Origin of the sequence: Streptomyces sp. NPDC127092, from assembly GCF_042722475.1 — a bacterium.
Taxonomy (GTDB): Bacteria; Actinomycetota; Actinomycetes; order Streptomycetales; family Streptomycetaceae; genus Streptomyces.
On record NZ_JBHXFE010000045.1, the window covers coordinates 1 to 18,496 of the forward strand.

General features: G+C 71.8%; 16 protein-coding genes, 3 tRNA genes and 1 pseudogene. 12 read left to right on the plus strand and 8 right to left on the minus strand.

The annotated features are described in order from the left end of the window. From ACFWJO_RS29975 to ACFWJO_RS29995, 5 genes and pseudogenes are all read left to right on the plus strand, one after another. A pseudogene (locus ACFWJO_RS29975) lies at positions 1–272 on the plus strand (DNA polymerase III subunit gamma and tau); the annotation flags it as partial. A 61-nt stretch (positions 273–333) separates the two neighbouring features. Further along, on the plus strand, positions 334–1,584 hold the full coding sequence (gene purD, locus ACFWJO_RS29980) for a phosphoribosylamine--glycine ligase (protein WP_386870137.1): 1,251 nt from the start codon (positions 334–336) through the stop codon (positions 1,582–1,584). A 248-nt stretch (positions 1,585–1,832) separates the two neighbouring features. Beyond that, positions 1,833–3,728, plus strand: a complete 1,896-nt coding sequence (locus ACFWJO_RS29985; protein WP_386870139.1) for a hypothetical protein — start codon at positions 1,833–1,835, stop codon at positions 3,726–3,728. 205 nt (positions 3,729–3,933) lie between these two features. Continuing rightward, the gene (locus ACFWJO_RS29990; protein WP_386870141.1) at positions 3,934–5,394 is read left to right on the plus strand and encodes a N,N-dimethylformamidase beta subunit family domain-containing protein; all 1,461 of its coding nucleotides are present in this window, start codon (positions 3,934–3,936) and stop codon (positions 5,392–5,394) included. Between the two features lie 135 nt (positions 5,395–5,529). After that, positions 5,530–6,441 carry a phosphoribosylaminoimidazolesuccinocarboxamide synthase gene (locus ACFWJO_RS29995; RefSeq protein WP_386870143.1) on the plus strand — a complete coding sequence of 304 codons (912 nt, stop codon included), beginning with the start codon at positions 5,530–5,532 and terminating at the stop codon, positions 6,439–6,441. A gap of 44 nt (positions 6,442–6,485) precedes the next feature. Here ACFWJO_RS29995 and ACFWJO_RS30000 read toward each other — a convergent pair. From ACFWJO_RS30000 to ACFWJO_RS30015, 4 genes are all read right to left on the minus strand, one after another. Further along, positions 6,486–6,561 (minus strand) — tRNA-Gly (locus ACFWJO_RS30000). Between the two features lie 147 nt (positions 6,562–6,708). Further along, positions 6,709–6,781, minus strand: a tRNA-Gly gene (locus ACFWJO_RS30005). 80 nt (positions 6,782–6,861) lie between these two features. Further along, positions 6,862–6,933 (minus strand) — tRNA-Gly (locus ACFWJO_RS30010). Positions 6,934–7,019: 86 nt separating this feature from the next. Beyond that, on the minus strand, positions 7,020–7,364 hold the full coding sequence (locus ACFWJO_RS30015; RefSeq protein WP_386870145.1) for an Lsr2 family protein: 345 nt from the start codon (positions 7,362–7,364) through the stop codon (positions 7,020–7,022). Positions 7,365–7,691: 327 nt separating this feature from the next. On the opposite strand from ACFWJO_RS30015, the gene purS reads away from it, so the two are divergent. From purS to purL, 3 genes are read left to right on the plus strand one after another with little or no spacing between them, the layout of a single operon-like run. Next, complete coding sequence (gene purS, locus ACFWJO_RS30020) at positions 7,692–7,937, plus strand: phosphoribosylformylglycinamidine synthase subunit PurS (protein ID WP_009996980.1); 246 nt, start codon at positions 7,692–7,694, stop codon at positions 7,935–7,937. Beyond that, on the plus strand, positions 7,934–8,614 hold the full coding sequence (gene purQ, locus ACFWJO_RS30025) for a phosphoribosylformylglycinamidine synthase subunit PurQ (RefSeq protein ID WP_386870147.1): 681 nt from the start codon (positions 7,934–7,936) through the stop codon (positions 8,612–8,614). The genes purS and purQ overlap by 4 nt, the downstream gene beginning before the upstream one ends. Further along, positions 8,614–10,863: a phosphoribosylformylglycinamidine synthase subunit PurL gene (purL, locus tag ACFWJO_RS30030; protein WP_386870149.1), complete on the plus strand. Its 2,250-nt coding sequence runs from the start codon at positions 8,614–8,616 to the stop codon at positions 10,861–10,863. The genes purQ and purL overlap by 1 nt, the downstream gene beginning before the upstream one ends. 76 nt (positions 10,864–10,939) lie before the next feature. Here purL and ACFWJO_RS30035 read toward each other — a convergent pair whose 3' ends face one another. Continuing rightward, positions 10,940–11,350 (minus strand): nuclear transport factor 2 family protein, encoded by a 411-nt coding sequence (locus tag ACFWJO_RS30035; RefSeq protein WP_386870151.1) that lies wholly within the window; start codon positions 11,348–11,350, stop codon positions 10,940–10,942. 66 nt (positions 11,351–11,416) lie between these two features. Between ACFWJO_RS30035 and ACFWJO_RS30040 the strand changes: the two genes are divergently transcribed. Beyond that, positions 11,417–12,208, plus strand: coding sequence for a sterol carrier family protein (locus ACFWJO_RS30040; RefSeq protein WP_386870153.1), 792 nt, complete (start codon positions 11,417–11,419; stop codon positions 12,206–12,208). 92 nt (positions 12,209–12,300) lie between these two features. Continuing rightward, entirely contained in the window at positions 12,301–13,125 is an 825-nt protein-coding gene (locus ACFWJO_RS30045) for an META domain-containing protein (RefSeq protein ID WP_386870155.1), read from the plus strand. A gap of 77 nt (positions 13,126–13,202) precedes the next feature. On the opposite strand, the gene ACFWJO_RS30050 is transcribed toward ACFWJO_RS30045, so the two are convergent. Together ACFWJO_RS30050 and ACFWJO_RS30055 are read right to left on the minus strand one after the other, a co-directional pair. After that, complete coding sequence (locus ACFWJO_RS30050) at positions 13,203–14,639, minus strand: sulfatase (RefSeq protein WP_386870157.1); 1,437 nt, start codon at positions 14,637–14,639, stop codon at positions 13,203–13,205. 120 nt (positions 14,640–14,759) lie between these two features. Then, positions 14,760–14,858 carry a putative leader peptide gene (locus tag ACFWJO_RS30055; protein WP_385692786.1) on the minus strand — a complete coding sequence of 33 codons (99 nt, stop codon included), beginning with the start codon at positions 14,856–14,858 and terminating at the stop codon, positions 14,760–14,762. A 276-nt stretch (positions 14,859–15,134) separates the two neighbouring features. On the opposite strand from ACFWJO_RS30055, the gene purF reads away from it, so the two are divergent. Continuing rightward, positions 15,135–16,661, plus strand: coding sequence for an amidophosphoribosyltransferase (purF, locus tag ACFWJO_RS30060; RefSeq protein WP_385692787.1), 1,527 nt, complete (start codon positions 15,135–15,137; stop codon positions 16,659–16,661). 74 nt (positions 16,662–16,735) lie between these two features. Further along, on the plus strand, positions 16,736–17,815 hold the full coding sequence (purM, locus tag ACFWJO_RS30065) for a phosphoribosylformylglycinamidine cyclo-ligase (RefSeq protein WP_386870159.1): 1,080 nt from the start codon (positions 16,736–16,738) through the stop codon (positions 17,813–17,815). A 147-nt stretch (positions 17,816–17,962) separates the two neighbouring features. Here purM and ACFWJO_RS30070 read toward each other — a convergent pair whose 3' ends face one another. After that, on the minus strand, positions 17,963–18,217 hold the full coding sequence (locus ACFWJO_RS30070) for a DUF3073 domain-containing protein (RefSeq protein WP_384407362.1): 255 nt from the start codon (positions 18,215–18,217) through the stop codon (positions 17,963–17,965). Positions 18,218–18,496 lie beyond the last annotated feature (279 nt).

The following is an 18,496-nucleotide window of genomic DNA, read 5'->3' on the forward strand; positions in this document are numbered from 1 at the left end:
CCCCGGCCCCGGCCCCGCAGGCCGCCGCGCCCGCACCCGCGCCCGTACAGGCGGCGCCGCAGGCCCCGGCACCGGCGCCCGTGCAGCCGCAGCCGCCGGTGCGGCAGGCGCCCGCCCCGGTCCACACGCCGCAGGCGCCGCCCCCGGTCGCGCCCGAGGACGACGTGCCCGAGGAGGACGACCCGGACCTCGTGGACTCCGCGTTGTCCGGGCACGAGCTGATCGTGCGCGAGCTCGGCGCCACCGTCCTGGAGGAATACACGAACGAGTAGGGGCGTCCCGCTCAGTGGCCCGCACAAAGATCACGGGCGCCCGCGGGCTACCCTGGCTGGCGTGAAGGTCCTCGTCATCGGCGGCGGCGCCCGCGAACACGCCCTGTGCCGCTCCCTCTCCCTCGATCCCGACGTCACCGCTCTGCACTGCGCGCCCGGCAACGCCGGAATCGCCGAGGTCGCCGAGCTCCACCCCGTCGACCAGCTCGACGGCGCCGCCGTCGCCTCGCTCGCGACCGAGCTCGGCGCCGAGCTCGTCGTCGTCGGCCCGGAGGCCCCGCTCGTCGCGGGTGTCGCCGACGCCGTCCGCGCGGCCGGCATCCCGGTCTTCGGCCCCTCCCAGGAGGCCGCGCAGCTGGAGGGCTCCAAGGCCTTCGCCAAGGACGTCATGGCCGCGGCCGGCGTGCCGACCGCCCGCAGCTACGTCTGCACCACTCCCGAGGAGATCGACGAGGCGCTCGACGCCTTCGGCGCTCCGTACGTCGTCAAGGACGACGGTCTCGCGGCCGGCAAGGGCGTCGTGGTGACCGAGGACCTGGAGCAGGCCCGGGCGCACGCCCTCGCCTGCGACCGCGTCGTGATCGAGGAGTACCTGGACGGCCCCGAGGTCTCCCTCTTCGCCATCACCGACGGCGTCACCGTCCTCCCGCTGCAGCCCGCGCAGGACTTCAAGCGCGCGCTCGACGGCGACGAGGGCCCGAACACCGGCGGCATGGGCGCCTACTCGCCGCTGCCGTGGGCCGACCCCAAGCTGGTCGACGAGGTCATGGAGACCGTCCTGCTGCCGACGGTCGACGAGCTGCGCCGCCGGGGCACCCCGTTCTCCGGCCTGCTGTACGCGGGTCTCGCGCTCACCAGCCGCGGCGTCCGGGTCATCGAGTTCAACGCGCGCTTCGGCGACCCGGAGACCCAGGTCGTCCTGGCCCGCCTCAGGACCCCGCTGGGCGGCGTCCTCCTGAACGCCGCCAACGGCACCCTCGCCGACCAGGCCCCGCTCGCCTGGCGCGACGAGGCCGCCGTCACCGTGGTCGTCGCCTCCCACAACTACCCGGGCACCCCGCGCACCGGCGACCCGATCGAAGGCTTGGCCGAGGTCGCGGAGCAGGACGCGCCGCACGCGTACGTGCTCCACGCCGGTACGAAGCGGGACGGCGACACCGTCCTGAGCGCGGGCGGCCGGGTCCTCTCGGTCACCGCCACCGGAACGGACCTGGCCGAGGCCCGCGAGCGTGCCTACGCGGCGGTCGGCCGCATCCGTCTTGACGGCTCGCAGCACCGTACGGACATCGCACTGAAGGCCGCCGGGGCCTGAGCGCGGCGGAAAGAGGCGCGGCCGCGCAGTGAACCGCACGGCCGCGCCACCGTCATCACCTTTGCCCAAAGCCATTCCATCGGGTGACGACTCGCCCATCTGGATGACGCCCGCCGAAGCCCCAACTAGGGTGCGGCGAAAGCGTTCCGGCACTTGGCCCACCGACATTGCGATGTCAGTGGCGGGTGCCACAGTGGGGGAGTGAGCAACACCGCCACGGGCAGTCCCGACCAGGGCAGGAGGGGGTGATGTACGGCGTGACCGGTACGGGTTCAGCGGCCGGCGACGAGCTCGGCGCGCGCGCCGCGCGCGCCCGGGCCCTCGCGGTGCTCCGCGTGCGCGGCAGGGCGCTCGGCCTCGCGGTGCTTCCCGCCGCCGTCGCCGTCGTCCTGTACGCGGGCGGGATCACCGGCCACATGACCGGCCCCGGCTGGGACGCCGCCCGCTGGGTGGTGACCGTCCTCGCCGTGGTCGTGCTGCTCGTCGCGGCGGCCGTCGCGGCGGTCGTCGCCCGCTCCGAGCCGGCCGTGACGCCGACGGTCGAGCTCGCCGAGAGCGCGGCCCCCGACCTCTACCGGCTGGTGCGCGACCTCGCCGACCGGCTCGGCGTCCCCGCGCCCTCCGCGATAGCCCTGACGCCCGACTGCGACAGCTGGCTCGAGGACCGCTCCCACCCCACGCACCGCCGGCACGCCGCCGGCGAGGCGCCCGTCCTCGTCATCGGCTCGCCCTTCCTTTGGTGGATGCGGGTCGGCGAGCTGCGCGCGGTCCTCGCCCCGGTCGTCGCCGGCACGGGACCGGCGGCGCACCCCGACATAGCGGCCGCCCGCCGCTTCGTCCGCGGCCTCGACGCGGCCGTCGCCGTGCCCCGGCGCCCCGGCCTCGACCCGGTCCGCAGGCTCGGCGCGCTGGGCGTCGGCCGGCTGGCCGGGATCATGCTGAAGGGCTGCCGCGGCCATGCCGCCGAAATGGAGCGCGGCGTCGCCGCGGCCGGCTCCGAGCGTGCCCAGGCCGTGGACTACGGGGTGCGGATCGTCGCCCAGGAGCAGGTCGGTCTGGCGTACGCGGGCTGGGACCGGCTGCTCACCCGCGTGGCACTGCCCGCCTGGCGGATGGGCCGCTGGCCCGCGCGCCTCGACGCGGGCGTGGTCTCGGCGCTCACCGAGCTGTCCCGTCGCGACCGGCTCGCCGACGGCTTCGCCTCGCGGCTCGGCGAGCGGCCCGCCTGCGACCTCCTGGAGGAGCCGGGCGCGGTCGACGAGGCGGCCTCGCTGCTCGCCGCCCGGCTCTTCCACGGCGCTCCGGCCGGGCCGAGCCCGGACTGGGCCCCGGTGGAGTGGAGCGAGTACGCGGAGGAGGTCGTCGACCGCAAGTGGCGCGCCGACGCGGCCCGCCTCCACCAGGTCCTGGACCGGCTGGGCCTGAGCACCCCGCCGAGCCCGGCACCGTCGGGCGCGGCCGCCGACGCCCCGACCCTTGCCCGGATCATGGCCCACCTCACGACGGGCCCCACAGACACGAACACGAGCGCGGACACGAGCGCGGACGGGAGCGAGGGCGAGAGGGAAGGCGGGGGCGAGAGGGAAGGCGGGGGCGAGAGGGAGAGCGAGGGCGAGGGCGCGTCCGCGCCCTGGACGACCCGGCCGTCGGCGGAAGCCGCCACGGAAGCGCCGACGGAAGCCGCCTCCGAGGCACCGACGCAAGCCGCCCCCGACGCACCGGCGCAAGCCGCCACGGAAGCACCGACGAAGGTCGCCTCTGAGGCACCGACCGAAGCCGCCGACGCCCTCGCCGCCGCGCTCACCGCGCAGACGGCGCGCGAGGAAGGGCTGCGACCGGCCGCGCCGGCCGCCGAGGGGCCCGACGGGCCGCTGCCGCTGTTCCCGCTCCAGCCGCCCCGTACCGGGCGCGACCTGCTCGCCGACCACGTCGCCGCGATGGTCTGCTGCGCCGCCGTGGACTCGGCGGACGCGGCTCCGGGCCTCGACTGGCTGGACGGCCCGGCCCTGTTCGTACGGGGCGAGCGGAGCACCGATCTCGCCCCCGCCGTGCTGTGCCTGGTCGAGGACGGCGATCCGCGGCCGCTGCGCGCCTGGCTGACGAGGACCGGGGTCCGCCCGGAGAAGCCGGTCCGCCTGGTGTGACGGCGTGCCCCGGGCCCGTCCCGGTGTGCCGCCGCCGGGCTCTCCACCCGGAGGGCCGTCTTCCACTCTCGTCAATTCACGACGAACGGTGACGGAGTGGGTGCGTTATGTGATGTGCTGGAGACCGGCACTGACAGAGGCACCATCAGCAGGCAGACACCAGAGGCACAGCCGAACACCCGGGGGAGTCGAGGGAGGGCGCGACATGGGGGCGGAGCAGATCAGGCGGTGGGAGTCGGGCGCGCTCGCCCACGCCGTCTCGGATCCCTTCGGCCAGGGCCCGCTGCCCTGGCTGCGCGGCTCCGAGAACTATTTCGACGACACCGGCCAGATGGTGCCGTGGTACGCCGACGAGACCCTGGCCCGCGGCGGTGGCGGCGGCCCCCGCACCGCTGACGACGTGCGCGGCCAGATCAAGGGCTTCGCGTCCGACGGGGCGGTGGCGCCCGGTGAGGCGATCGACTTCCACATCACCGTGGACCCGCCGCAGCAGTTCTCGGTCGACGTCTACCGCATCGGGCACTACGGCGGGGACGGCGCCGCCAAGATCACCACGAGTCCGCGGCTGTCCGGGATCGTCCAGCCGGCGCCGCTGGCCGTCGACCGGACCGTCTCCTGCCACCACTGGTGGCAGTCCTGGCGGCTGCAGATCCCCACGTACTGGTCGATCGGGGCGTACGTCGCCGTGCTCACCACGGCCGGCGGCTACCGCTCCCACATCCCCTTCACCGTGCGCGACAGCCATCCGGCGGACCTGCTGCTCGTCCTGCCGGACGTGACCTGGCAGGCGTACAACCTCTATCCGGAGGACGGCCGCACCGGCGCCAGCCTCTACCACGCGTGGGACGAGGAGGGCCGGCTGCTCGGCGAGGAGGAGGCGGCCGTCACCGTCTCCTTCGACCGCCCGTACGCGGGCGCGGGCCTGCCGCTGCACGTCGGGCACGCCTACGACTTCATCCGCTGGGCCGAGCGCTACGGCTACGACCTGGCGTACGCGGAGACCCGTGACCTGCACGCGGGCCGGGTGGATCCCAGCCGCTACCGCGGTCTGGTCTTCCCCGGCCACGACGAGTACTGGTCGGTCCCCATGCGCCGGACCGCCGAGCTCGCCCGCGACCAGGGCACCTCGCTGGTCTTCCTGTCGGCCAACACCATGTACTGGCAGGTGGACCTGGCGCCCTCGCCGTCCGGCGCCCCGGACCGGCTCCTGACCTGCCGCAAGCGCCGTGGCCCGGGCCGCCCGGCGCTCTGGCGCGAGGTCGACCGGCCCGAGCAGCAGCTGCTGGGCATCCAGTACGCGGGCCGGGTGCCCGAACCGCACCCGCTGGTCGTACGGAACGCGGACCACTGGCTCTGGGAGGCCACCGGCGCGGGCGAGGGCGACGAGATCCCGGGCCTGGTCGCGGGCGAGGCCGACCGCTACTTCCCGCGCACCGCGCTGCCCGAGCACCAGGGCCGCATCCTGCTCGCCCACTCGCCCTACCGGGACAGCGAGGGCGTGCGGCGGCACCAGGAGACGAGCCTCTACCGGGCTCCGTCCGGCGCCTGGGTCTTCGCCTCCGGCACCTTCGCCTGGTCGCCGGCGCTCGACCGGCCGGGCCATGTCGACGCCCGTGTCCAGCGCGCCACCGCGAACCTCCTCGACCGCATCTGCAAGAGGGACTGAGCGAGGGCCCGGCCGGAGGTCCGGCGGAGAGCCGGGAGGCGGACTGAGCGGGGCGTCACAGGGCCCGGCGGCCGGATGCCGGCCCGGGTGAGGGAGAATCGGACACGCTCCTGGATCAACCTACGCGGAGGAACCGTGTCCGGATTCGTAGAAAAGCCCGAACCCGTCCAGGTCCCGGGCCTCACCCATCTCCACACGGGCAAGGTCCGCGACCTGTACCGCAACGAGGCGGGCGACCTCGTCATGGTGGCGAGCGACCGCATGTCCGCGTACGACTGGGTGCTGCCCACCGAGATCCCCGACAAGGGCCGGGTGCTCACCCAGCTCTCGCTCTGGTGGTTCGACCGGCTCGCCGACCTGGCCCCGAACCACGTCCTGTCGACCGAACTCCCGGTCGGCGCGCCCGCCGACTGGGCTGGCCGCACGCTGATCTGCAAGTCCCTGAACATGGTCCCGGTCGAGTGCGTGGCCCGCGGCTACCTCACCGGTTCCGGCCTGGTCGAGTACGAGGAGTCCCGCACCGTCTGCGGTCTCGCGCTGCCCGAGGGCCTGACCGACGGCTCCGAGCTGCCCGCGCCGATCTTCACCCCGGCGACGAAAGCCGCCGTCGGCGACCACGACGAGAACGTCGCGTACGAGGAGGTGGCCCGCCAGGTCGGCGCGGAGACGGCCGCCATGCTGCGCCAGACGACCCTCGCCGTCTACAGCCGGGCCCGGGACATCGCCCGCGAGCGCGGGATCATCCTGGCCGACACCAAGTTCGAGTTCGGCTTCGAGTCCACCCCGGAGGGCGAGCACCTGGTCCTCGCCGACGAGGTCCTCACCCCGGACTCCTCCCGCTTCTGGCCGGCCGACCAGTGGCAGCCGGGCCGCGCCCAGCCCTCGTACGACAAGCAGTTCGTGCGCGACTGGCTGACCTCGCCGGCGTCCGGCTGGGACCGCAAGAGCGAGCAGCCGCCGCCGGCGCTGCCGCAGGAGGTCGTGGAGCGGACCCGCGCCAAGTACGTGGAGGCGTACGAGCTGCTCACCGGCAACCGCTGGTCCTGAGGGAACGAGAAAGCCCCCGGTCGGATCGACCGGGGGCTTCTTCATGGAGCGGACGACGAGATTCGAACTCGCGACCCTCACCTTGGCAAGGTGATGCTCTACCAACTGAGCCACGTCCGCCTGCGCCGTAGCGCGCTGCTAACTATACACAGGATTGCGGGGGCGAATCACACGGTTTCCCGGCCCTCGCCCTGTGGCTGTCGCCACATCGGTCGACAGGGAACGACGAAGGCCCCGGTTCCTGAGAACCGGGGCCTTCGCTCCCTGAGCGGACGACGAGATTCGAACTCGCGACCCTCACCTTGGCAAGGTGATGCTCTACCAACTGAGCCACGTCCGCATGCCTCCGACCGGCTTTCACCGGGCGGTGCGAGCACCACTCTACCTGATCCACCGGAGTGGTCCGACATCGTGATGCAGAGCGGGTGACAGGGATCGCACACTGCGCCTTCCCCCTGGAAGGGGGCTGTTCTGCTACTGAACTACACCCGCACGCTGCGTGGGACTCGGCTTTGCGGCCTCGCCCCTCGGCGTGATCCAGACTCTAGCGGATCATGGGGGGTGCATGGCAAATCGGCTCAGCCGGCGGCGCGGAAGGCCTCGTAGACCCGCTTGGGGATGCGGCCGCGGGCCGGCACGTCGAGCTTGTTGGACTGGGCCCAGGCGCGTACGGCGGCCGGGTCGGGCTCGAGGGTGGTGTGCTTGTAGCCGCCGTCGACCGGCTTGCCGCCCTTTCTGTGACCTGCCGCACTCACCTTGCGGCCCGCGGCCAGGTACGGGGCGAGGACCTTGCGCAGTTTCTTTGCGTTGGCGGGATTCAGGTCGATCTCGTACATCTTCCCGTCCAGGCCGAACGCGACCGTTTCCGCCGCTTCTCCGCCGTCGATGTCGTCGAAGAGGGTGACCACTACTCGCTGAGCCACGGATATCGGTCCTTTCCTGCGGATCGCCGTGTCGTCGGAGGGGTTGGCACCGCCCTGACGTGCAGCGATGCCGATACGACGGCCACCCGGGGGCAATATTGCGTTCCTCTGTATTCCTTTGTACAGCGGTGGGTGTCGCATTGTGAAGCCCAGGCAATTGTTTCCGCGTGTCACGGTCGGCGGGCGGTGGCGGGCAGTATTCCGCTTGAATTAACCGGCGTGGTGTTTCGGGGCGCTTTGTAGGATCCTTCAGACTTCTACTCGCGTAGATTTTGGAGGCAGGTACGCTGAGGGAACCGCCCACGCAACACACCACCGGGAGTGCCAGTGGCACGCGTCGTAGTCGACGTCATGCTCAAGCCGGAGATCCTCGACCCGCAGGGACAGGCGGTGCAGCGTGCACTGCCCCGCCTCGGGTTCGACGGGATCGCCGACGTCCGCCAGGGGAAGCGCTTCGAGCTGGAGGTGGAGGGGCCGGTCGACGAGGCCGCCCTCGCCCGCATCCATGAGATGGCCGAAACCTTCCTTGCCAACACCGTGATCGAAGACTTCATCGTGAAGGTGGAGTCGTGACCGCACGCATCGGCGTCGTCACGTTCCCCGGAACGCTCGACGACCGGGACGCGCTGCGTGCCGCCCGCCTCGCGGGGGCCGAGCCCGTCTCGCTGTGGCACCGCGACAAGGACCTCAAGCAGGTCGACGCGGTGGTCCTCGCGGGCGGCTTCTCCTACGGCGACTACCTGCGGGCCGGAGCCATCTCCCGCTTCTCGCCGGTGATGGAGACGATCATCGAGCAGGCGAAGGCGGGCATGCCCGTCCTCGGCATCTGCAACGGCTTCCAGATCCTCACCGAAGCCCACCTGCTGCCGGGCGCCATGCTGCGCAACAACCACCTCCACTTCATCTGCCGCGACCAGAAGCTGCGGGTGGAGAACGCGGAGACCGCCTGGACCTCGGACTACCACCAGGGTCAGGAGATCGAGGTCCCGCTCAAGAACATGGACGGCCGGTACGTCGCCGACGAGCGCACGCTCGACGAGCTGGAGGCCGAGGGGCGGGTGGCCTTCCGCTACCTGGACATGAACCCCAACGGCTCGCTGCGCGACATCGCGGGCATCACCAACGCCGCGGGCAACGTCGTGGGCCTCATGCCGCACCCCGAGCACGCCGTCGAGCCGCTGATCGGCACCGGCAAGACGGACGGACTCGGTTTCTTCACCTCGATCCTCAAGAAGCTGGTCAACGCCTGATGAGCCTCGACACCGTCAAGCACGCGAGCGAGACGCCGGACAGCGAGCAGCCCTGGAAGGAGCTCGGCCTCAAGGAGGACGAGTACGCGCGCATCCGCGAGATCCTCGGCCGCCGTCCCACCGGCGCCGAGCTCGCCATGTACTCCGTCATGTGGTCCGAGCACTGCTCCTACAAGAGCAGCAAGGTCCACCTGAAGCAGTTCGGCGAGAAGGCCCCCGAGAACGACGCCATGCTCGTCGGCATCGGCGAGAACGCGGGCGTCGTCGACGTCGGCCAGGGCTACGCGGTCACCTTCAAGGTCGAGTCGCACAACCACCCGAGCTACATCGAGCCCTACCAGGGCGCGGCCACCGGCGTCGGCGGCATCGTCCGCGACATCCTCGCCATGGGTGCCCGCCCGGTCGCCGTGGTCGACCCGCTGCGCTTCGGTGCCGCCGACCACCCCGACACCAAGCGCGTGCTGCCCGGTGTCGTCGCCGGCATCGGCGGCTACGGCAACTGCCTGGGCTTGCCCAACATCGGCGGCGAGGTCGTCTTCGACTCCTGCTACCAGGGCAACCCGCTGGTCAACGCCGGCTGCATCGGCGTCATGAAGCACGAGGACATCCACCTCGCCAAGGCCTCCGGCCCCGGCAACAAGGTCATCCTCTACGGCGCCCGCACCGGCGGCGACGGCATCGGCGGCGTCTCGGTCCTCGCGTCCGAGACCTTCGACGACACCAAGCCCACCAAGCGCCCCGCCGTCCAGGTCGGCGACCCGTTCCAGGAGAAGCTCCTCATCGAGTGCACCCTGGAGATCTTCAAGGAGAAGCTGGTCGCGGGCATCCAGGACCTCGGCGGCGCCGGCCTGTCCTGCGCCACCTCCGAGCTGGCCTCGGCCGGCTCCGGCGGCATGCGGGTCGAGCTCGACACCGTGCCGCTGCGCGACGCGACGCTCTCGCCGGAGGAGATCCTCATGAGCGAGTCGCAGGAGCGCATGTGCGCGATCGTCGAGCCGCAGCACGTCGACCGCTTCATGGAGATCTGCGAGAAGTGGGACGTCACCGCCACCGTCATCGGTGAGGTCACGGACGGCGACCACCTCGAGATCTACTGGCACGGCGAGCTGATCGTGGACGTGCCCCCGGGCACCGTCGCCCACGAGGGCCCGACCTACCACCGGCCGTACGAGCGCCCGGTGTGGCAGGACGCCCTCCAGGCCGACGACGCCGGCAAGCTGGCCCGCCCGCAGGACGGCGCCGAGCTGAAGGACCAGGTCCTCAAGCTGGTCGGCTCCCCGAACCAGGCCTCCAAGGCGTGGATCACCGACCAGTACGACCGCTTCGTGCAGGGCAACACCGTGCTCGCCCAGCCCGAGGACGCCGGCATGGTCCGGATCGACGAGGAGTCGAACCTGGGCGTGGCCATGGCGACCGACGGCAACGGCCGGTACGCCAAGCTCGACCCGTACACCGGTGCGCAGCTCGCGCTGGCGGAGGCGTACCGCAACGTCGCCGCCTCCGGCGCCAAGCCGCTGGCGGTCTCGGACTGCCTGAACTTCGGTTCGCCCGAGGACCCGGCGGTCATGTGGCAGTTCGCCGAGGCCACCCGTGGTCTCGCGGACGGCTGCCTCGCGCTCGGCACCCCGGTCACCGGCGGCAACGTGTCGCTGTACAACCAGACCGGTGACGTGGCCATCCACCCGACGCCCGTCGTGGCCGTCCTCGGTGTGATCGACGACGTCAACCGCCGCACCCCGATCGCCTTCGCGGAGGAGGGCCAGCTCCTCTACCTGCTCGGCGACACCAAGGAGGAGTTCGGCGGCTCGGCCTGGTCCGAGGTGATCCACCAGCACCTCGGCGGCATGCCGCCGGCCGTGGACCTCGACCGGGAGAAGCTGCTCGGCGAGATCCTGATCGCGGCCTCGCGCGACGGCATGATCGACGCGGCCCACGACCTGTCCGACGGCGGACTCGTCCAGGCGGTCGTCGAGTCCTGCCTGCGCGGCGGCAACGGCGCGCGCCTGGTCGTCCCGGAGGGCCTGGACGCGTTCACCTTCCTCTTCAGCGAGTCGGCCGGCCGGGCGGTCGTGTCCGTCCCGCGCAGCGAGGAGCTCCGCTTCACCGACATGTGCGGTGCGCGGGGTCTGCCGGCGACCCGGATCGGTGTCGTCGACGGGGACGCGGTCGAGGTGCAGGGCGAGTTCAGCGCCTCCCTGGAGGAGCTGCGCGCCGTGCACGAGGCGACGATCCCGGGCCTGCTGGCCTGACGTCCTGCCGTACGGATACCGCCGTACGGAGACGAGCCCCCGCCCTTCCCGGGCGGGGGCTCCGTCGCGTGCGGCGTCAGTCGGCCGAGCCCCAGAAGGCGTCGGACTCGACGATGTCCGCGACGCACTCGTCGATGTCGGAGACCTTGTCGCCGATGATCGTGAAGAAGAGGCCGCCCTCCATCTCGATGCCCCGGTCACCCCGGTCGCCGTGCCACTTGTGGACGGACATGACGTGGCCCCTGCCGTCCGGGTAGACGCCCTTCAGCTCGACGCGGAAGGTGCCGTCCGTCAGCTCCATGAGCTTGCCGTAGTGGGCGAGGACGTTGTCCCTGCCCTTGAAGTGCCCGGACATCTGGCTCTCGCCGGGCGAGTGATGGGTGCAGTCGCCGGTCAGGAGGGAGGCGAGCGTCTCCATGTCACCGGTGCTGAACGCTTCGTAGCCCCGGCGCACCAGAGCCGCGTCGGGGTGCTCGTGATGGGTCATGGCCCCGCCACTGCCTTTCGTGAGCGGACGTCCCCCTCCCTCAAGTCTCGGGGCTAGCCTCTGCCCATGCCACCTGCCAAGAAGCGCGCCCGAAACTACGACTCCGCCAAGATCCGCGCCGCCGTGTCCGCCCAGTTCCGGCACGTCGCCGACGCCGTGACCGGGCTGGCGCCCGACCAGCTGGACCGTCCGACGGGTCTGGGGGCGTGGACGGTGGCCGACCTCGCCGCGCACGTCGCGTGGATCGCGGACTCGCTGGCCGGCTCGCTCGACCGCCCGCCGGCCGCCAAGGGCGAACTCCTGCCGCACCAGTGGCCCTTCACCACCGTCGCGCTGTCCGGGAGGATCGCCGACGCGGCCCGCGAGACGCTCACCGGAGCGCCGCTGCCCGAGCTGTACGAGCGGGCCGGAAGCCGGCTCGCGGAGGCGCTCGCCGCGCACGACGACGACCGGGTGCTCGACCTGTGGATCGGGCCCATGCGGCTCGGTGACTTCCTGGTCACCCGCACCGTCGAACTCGTCGTCCACACCGACGACCTGAACCGGGCCGCGGGCCTCGACGTTCCCCTCGACCGGCAGGCGCTCGCCGCCTGCACGCGGCTGCTCGCGGACGCCCTCGCCGCGAAGGCCCCCGGCGGGGCGGTGGAGATGCGGGTGCCGCCGTTCGCCGTGGTGCAGTGCGTCGAGGGCCCGCGGCACACCCGCGGCACCCCGCCCAACGTGGTCGAGACGGACCCGCTGACGTGGATCCGGCTCGCGACCGGGCGTACCGACTGGGCGACGGAGCTGGACGCGGCGCGGGTCAGCGCCAGCGGGGAGCGGGCCGACCTGTCCGCACTGCTGCCGCTGATGGCCTGACGGGCCACGGGCAGGGGCGACGGCCTGGGGCCACGGCCGGTGGGCGGCGCGACCCGGCGGAACCGTCTCGCCGGGCGGCCCGTCCCATCGGCATGCTGCAGAAGCCGCGCGTACTCGCCGCCGCCGCCGTCACCGCTCTGGTCGCCCTGCTCGCCGCGTGCGGCGCGGAGGGCGGCACCGGCCCAGGAGCCGGTGCCGACACGGACACCCCCGACCTGCCCCTGGCCGGCAGTCACTGGACGATCGCCGCGGTCACGGTCGACGGCACCCGGTCCGTCGCGCCGCCCGGCGCGCGCCTGGAGATCGAGGAGAACGGCCGCGCCCGGGGCCACAGCGGCTGCAACAGTTTCGGCGCCGCCGTCGCCGTGAACGGCGACACGCTGACCGTCTCCACGCACGAGGTCACCCTGATCGGCTGTCCCGCCGACCGCGACCGCTTCGAGCGGGCGCTGCTGAAGACCTTCACCGGCAGGCTGACCGGACGGCTCCAGGAGAAGGGCCTCACGCTGGCCTCGTCCGACGGCCGCAGGACCATGGAGCTGGTCGCCGAGTCGGGTTCCCCGCTGGTCGGCACGACCTGGACGGTGGACGCGCTGCTCAGCGGGGACACGTCCGGTTCGCTGCCGGCGGGCTCGGAGGGCAAGGCGAAGCTGACCTTCGGCAAGGACGGCAGGCTCACCGGCCGCCTGGGCTGCAACCGGGTCTCCGCTCCCGCGAAGATCACGGAGAAGACGATCACCCTCGGGGCGATCGCGACGACCCGGATGATCTGCACGGGCCCGGAGATGGACCTGGAGACCAAGCTGTACGACGCCCTCGACGGCCCCCTCACCTACCGTCTTGACCACCGCACCCTGACCGTCACGGACGTGGACGGCCAGGGCTTCACGGCCCGCGCGGAAACGGTCGAGGGCTAGGCCGCCTCTTCCGGATCAGGGCCGGGCAGCGGCCGACTCTGCCCGGAAAGGCCGGGCAGCTCCAGCCCGGGCAGGCGCTAGCCGCCGTAGGGGAGGAGTCCGGCGTCCGTGCGTTCCCAGGAGGCCTTCAGCTCGGCGAGCCGCGCCTGCTCGTACGGGGCCCGGTCGGCCTGCTCACGGGCGTCCTCAGCGAGGTTGAACAGCTGGTCGCGGCCGCTCTTGCCCCGGTAGTACTTCCAGTCGCCGCGGCGCAGCGCCCGCTCGCCCCGCACCCGCCAGAACAGGTCGCGCTCGGGCACGTCCTCGCCGCGCAGGAGGTGTCCGGCCAGGCTGGTGCCGTCGAGCGGGTAGGCGGGGTGGGGGCGGGCGCCGCCCAGTTCGAGGAGGGTGGCGGTCCAGTCGGGCGAGAAGACGGGCAGGTCGCTGACCTGGCCGCCGTCGATCCGGGCGGGCCAGCGCAGTATGGACGGGACGCGGATGCCGCCCTCCTGGAGGGAGCCCTTGTTGCCGGCGAGCGGCCAGTTGTAGGAGAAGCGTTCGCCGCCGTTGTCGCTGCCGAAGAAGACGAGGGTGTCGCGCTCGCGGCCCGCCCGCTTCAGCGCGGCGAGGACCGTCCCGACGGAGCGGTCGAGGTCCTCGACCATCTCCTTGTACTTCTCTACGGAGCCGCCGTCCTGGTGCCACAGGGCGGAGCGGTCGCCGGCCTTGATCCGACGGACGATCTCGGCGCTCGCCTCCTCGTCGCCGTCGGCGATCCACGGCCAGTGGGGGGTGGTGAAGTTCAGGTTGAGGAGGAAGGGCCGGTCGTGGTCGCGGCTCACGTACTCGCTCGCCCGCTCGGTGAGGATGCGCGTGTAGTAGCGGAGGTCCTTGTACGCGGCGTCGCCCTCGTAGAGGTCGTACTCGCCGCCGAGGCCGAGCTTGGAGTAGTACTCCAGGGCGCCGCCGAAGTTGCCGAAGAACTCGTCCCAGCCGGAGGCGGTGGGGGAGTAGTCGGGCAGGTAGCCGCAGTGCCACTTGCCGATGAGGGCGGTGCTGTAGCCGGCGTCGCGCAGCCGGGAGGCGAGCGTGGGGTGGGTGGGCTCCAGGCCGACGGACTTGTCGGCGATGGGTTCGGCGAGTCCGCCCTTGGTGCGGCCCGGGTAGCGGCCGGTGTAGAGGCTGAACCGGGTGGGGGAGCAGGTGGCGGAGCCGGAGTAGGCGTTCGTGAAGCGGAGTCCCTGGCGCGCGAGCCGGTCGAGGTGCGGGGTGCGGATGTGCGGGGAGCCGTAGGAGGAGAGATCGGCCCAGCCGAGGTCGTCGCCGAGGATGAAGAGGATGTGGGGCCGCTTGGAGTGGCGTCCGGGCGCGGCGCGGAACGGCCGCTCCTCGACAGAGGCGGAGGGAGAGGCAGAGCCGGCGGCAGCGGGAGAGGGAGCGGCGGAAGCGGTGGGTGCCGAGGCGCCGAGGGCGACTCCTGCGGCGGCGCCGACGGCGGCACCGCCGAGGGCACGCCGGGACAGGGGCGTGGACATACGGGTCTCCTGGTGGGAATGCAGCGTGGGACGCCGGAAGAAGCCGGCGTGTGATGCCTGCGCGAGGGCGGCGGGAACGGCCCGGGGCCGAAGGAGCCGGGGGCCGGGCGGGAAGAAGGTTCAGGCGCGGCGACAGATCGCGCTCGCGACACGGGCCAGGTCCACGTGCCGGCGCGCCACAAGGGTGACCGAGAGGTCGACGTCGCTGACGGGCTGCATGATCGGCAAGCCTGGCGGAGGGCAACGGGAGGTGTCAACGACCGTTCCGCACCGTGGACTCCGTCACATCCCGACCGTTCGCCCCGCACCGTACGAGCGTCCGCTCGGTACGGCTCCGATCTTGGCTACCGCCCGGTAACCCTTGTGGCCCTTGCTTTGTGGGCTCCGACAAGGATTCAAGGATCAGTTTGTGGGATCCTACGGGCGGACGGAAGGGCCTATCACGCCCCGTCCGCGAATTCGGACCGATGGTCGATCTCGCCTACACTCGGTGGCGTGCCACGCGGAGACGGTCGACTCAATCACGATCTGCTCCCCGGTGAGAAAGGCCCCCAGGACGCTTGTGGCGTCTTCGGTGTCTGGGCTCCGGGTGAAGAGGTCGCAAAGCTCTCGTACTTCGGGCTCTACGCCCTCCAGCATCGGGGCCAGGAATCCGCGGGAATCGCGGTAAGCAACGGCTCCCAGATCCTCGTCTTCAAGGACATGGGCCTCGTGTCCCAGGTCTTCGACGAGACTTCTCTCGGTTCCCTCCAGGGTCATATCGCGGTCGGTCACGCCCGCTACTCGACCACCGGAGCCTCCGTGTGGGAGAACGCGCAGCCGACGTTCCGGGCGACCGCCCACGGCTCCATCGCGCTCGGCCACAACGGCAACCTGGTGAACACGGCGCAGCTGGCCGAGATGGTCGCCGACCTCCCCAAGAAGGAGGGCCGCACCAACCGGGTCGCCGCCACCAACGACACCGACCTGGTCACCGCGCTGCTCGCGGGCCAGGTGGCCGAGGACGGCACGCCGCTCACCATCGAGCAGGCCGCCACGAAGATCCTCCCCGACGTCAAGGGCGCCTTCTCCCTCGTCTTCATGGACGAGCACACCCTCTACGCGGCCCGTGACCCGCAGGGCATCCGCCCGCTGGTGCTCGGCCGTCTCGAGCGCGGCTGGGTCGTCGCCTCCGAGAGCGCCGCCCTCGACATCTGCGGTGCGACCTTCGTCCGCGAGGTCGAGCCGGGCGAGCTGATCGCCATCGACGAGAACGGCATCCGCACCTCGCGATTCGCGGAAGCGAAGCCCAAGGGCTGTGTCTTCGAGTACGTGTACCTGGCCCGCCCCGACACCGACATCGCCGGCCGGAACGTGTACCTCTCCCGCGTGGAGATGGGCCGCCGGCTCGCCAAGGAGGCCCCCGTCGAGGCCGACCTGGTGATAGCGACGCCGGAGTCCGGCACCCCGGCGGCGATCGGCTACGCGGAGGCCTCCGGCATCCCGTTCGGCGCCGGCCTGGTCAAGAACGCCTACGTCGGCCGGACCTTCATCCAGCCCTCGCAGACCATCCGCCAGCTGGGCATCCGGCTGAAGCTGAACCCCCTCAGGGAAGTCATCAAGGGCAAGCGCCTGGTGGTCGTCGACGACTCGATCGTCCGCGGCAACACCCAGCGCGCGCTGGTCCGGATGCTCCGCGAGGCCGGCGCCGCCGAGGTCCACATCCGGATCTCCTCGCCGCCGGTGAAGTGGCCCTGCTTCTTCGGCATCGACTTCGCCACCCGCGCGGAGCTGATCGCCAATGGCATGTCGGTCGAGGAGATCGGCAGGTCGCTCGGTGCCGACTCGCTCTCGTACATCTCGCTCGACGGGATGATCGAGGCGACCACCATCCAGAAGCCCAACCTGTGCCGCGCCTGCTTCGACGGCGAGTACCCGATGGAGCTTCCGGACCCGGAGCTGCTGGGCAAGCAGCTCCTGGAGACCGAGCTGGCCGCCGGTCCCGCCGCCACCGCGGCCGCCGACGCCCTGCGCCGCCCGTAAGACCCCCGTCGCTCGCGCCGCGACCCGCGGCGCGAGCGGTACGAGCAGCACGACGACACGAAAGCTCTGAAGCCATGTCTCAGCACCCCCCTGCCGAGGGCGGCGCCAGCTACGCCTCCGCGGGCGTCGACATCGAAGCGGGCGACCGCGCCGTCGAGCTCATGAAGGAGTGGGTGAAGAAGACCCGGCGCCCCGAGGTCCTCGGCGGCCTCGGCGGCTTCGCCGGCCTCTTCGACGCCTCCGCCCTCAAGCGCTACGAGCGTCCGCTGCTCGCCTCGGCCACCGACGGCGTCGGCACGAAGGTCGACATCGCCCGCCAGATGGGCGTGTACGACACCATCGGCCACGACCTGGTCGCCATGGTCATGGACGACATCGTCGTCTGCGGTGCCGAGCCGCTCTTCATGACCGACTACATCTGCGTCGGCAAGGTCCACCCCGAGCGGGTCGCCGCCATCGTCAAGGGCATCGCCGAGGGCTGCGTCCTGGCCGGCTGCGCCCTGGTCGGCGGCGAGACCGCCGAGCACCCCGGCCTGCTCGGCCCGGACGACTTCGACGTCGCCGGCGCGGGCACCGGTGTCGTGGAGCACGACCGCCTGCTCGGCGCGGATCGCATCCGTACGGGTGACGCCGTCATCGCCATGGCGTCCTCGGGTCTTCACTCCAACGGGTACTCGCTCGTCCGCCACGTGGTGTTCGACCGGGCCGGCATGACCCTCGACCAGCAGGTCGAGGAGTTCGGCCGGACCCTGGGCGAGGAGCTCCTGGAGCCCACCAAGATCTACTCGCTGGACTGCCTGGCGCTCACCCGGACGACCGAGGTGCACGCCTTCAGCCACATCACGGGCGGCGGCCTCGCCGCCAACCTGGCCCGGGTGATCCCGGACGGTCTGCACGCCGTCGTGGACCGCTCGACCTGGGCGCCCGGCGCCGTCTTCGACCTCGTCGGCAAGGCCGGCCGGGTCGAGCGCCTGGAGCTGGAGAAGACGCTGAACATGGGCGTCGGCATGATGGCCGTGGTCCCCGCCGACTCCGTGGACGCGGCCCTCACCACCCTGGCCGACCGCGGCGTCGAGTCCTGGGTCGCCGGTGAGATCACCGAGCGCGGCGACAAGGAGACCGGCGCGGAGCTGGTCGGCGACTACGCGAGCTAGGAAGCCGCAGAACCTACGAAGGAGCGCCTCTCGGAGGGGCGCTCCTTCGGCGTTTCCGCCAAGGGACCGCTACGACCGCCCCTCCGCACCCGGACAGCGCAGAAACCCGGTCCGGGTACCCCGGACCGGGTTTCGACGTTCAGAAGGTCAAGCGCGACGCTGGGAGGACGCCGGACCGGACTCGTCGTCCTCGTCCTCGTCGTCCGTGTTGTAGAGATCCGCGTACTGCGCGTACGGGTCGTCTTCCTCGTCGTCGTCCTCGAACGGCTCGCCATTCGGCGGCTGGCTCGAAGTCGATGCGCCCAGCTCGCTGGCCAGACGCGACAGGTCAGTCCCGCCGCTGCTGTACTTCAGCTGGCGGGCGACCTTGGTCTGCTTGGCCTTTGCCCGGCCGCGCCCCATGGCTCGACCCCCTCGGTGACGGGGCTCTCTGGCCCCAGAGTCTTGACACGCGTTCATGATCCGGAACGGACTCTCTGAGAGAGACCGGTCCGTAGGGCTTCAACGGTACCTGTTTCCGTCGGTCTACGGTACGCCGTGCGCATCACATACCCCGGTACAGAACCATGGAGGTGCCCTGTCCTCGCTGGTCAATCGCGATTTTAACCTCTTCTTGAGGTCCGACCCGCCGATCGGCGTGAGCGAAGTCTCGCGAATCGCTCGCCGAGCGGCGGACCGTCC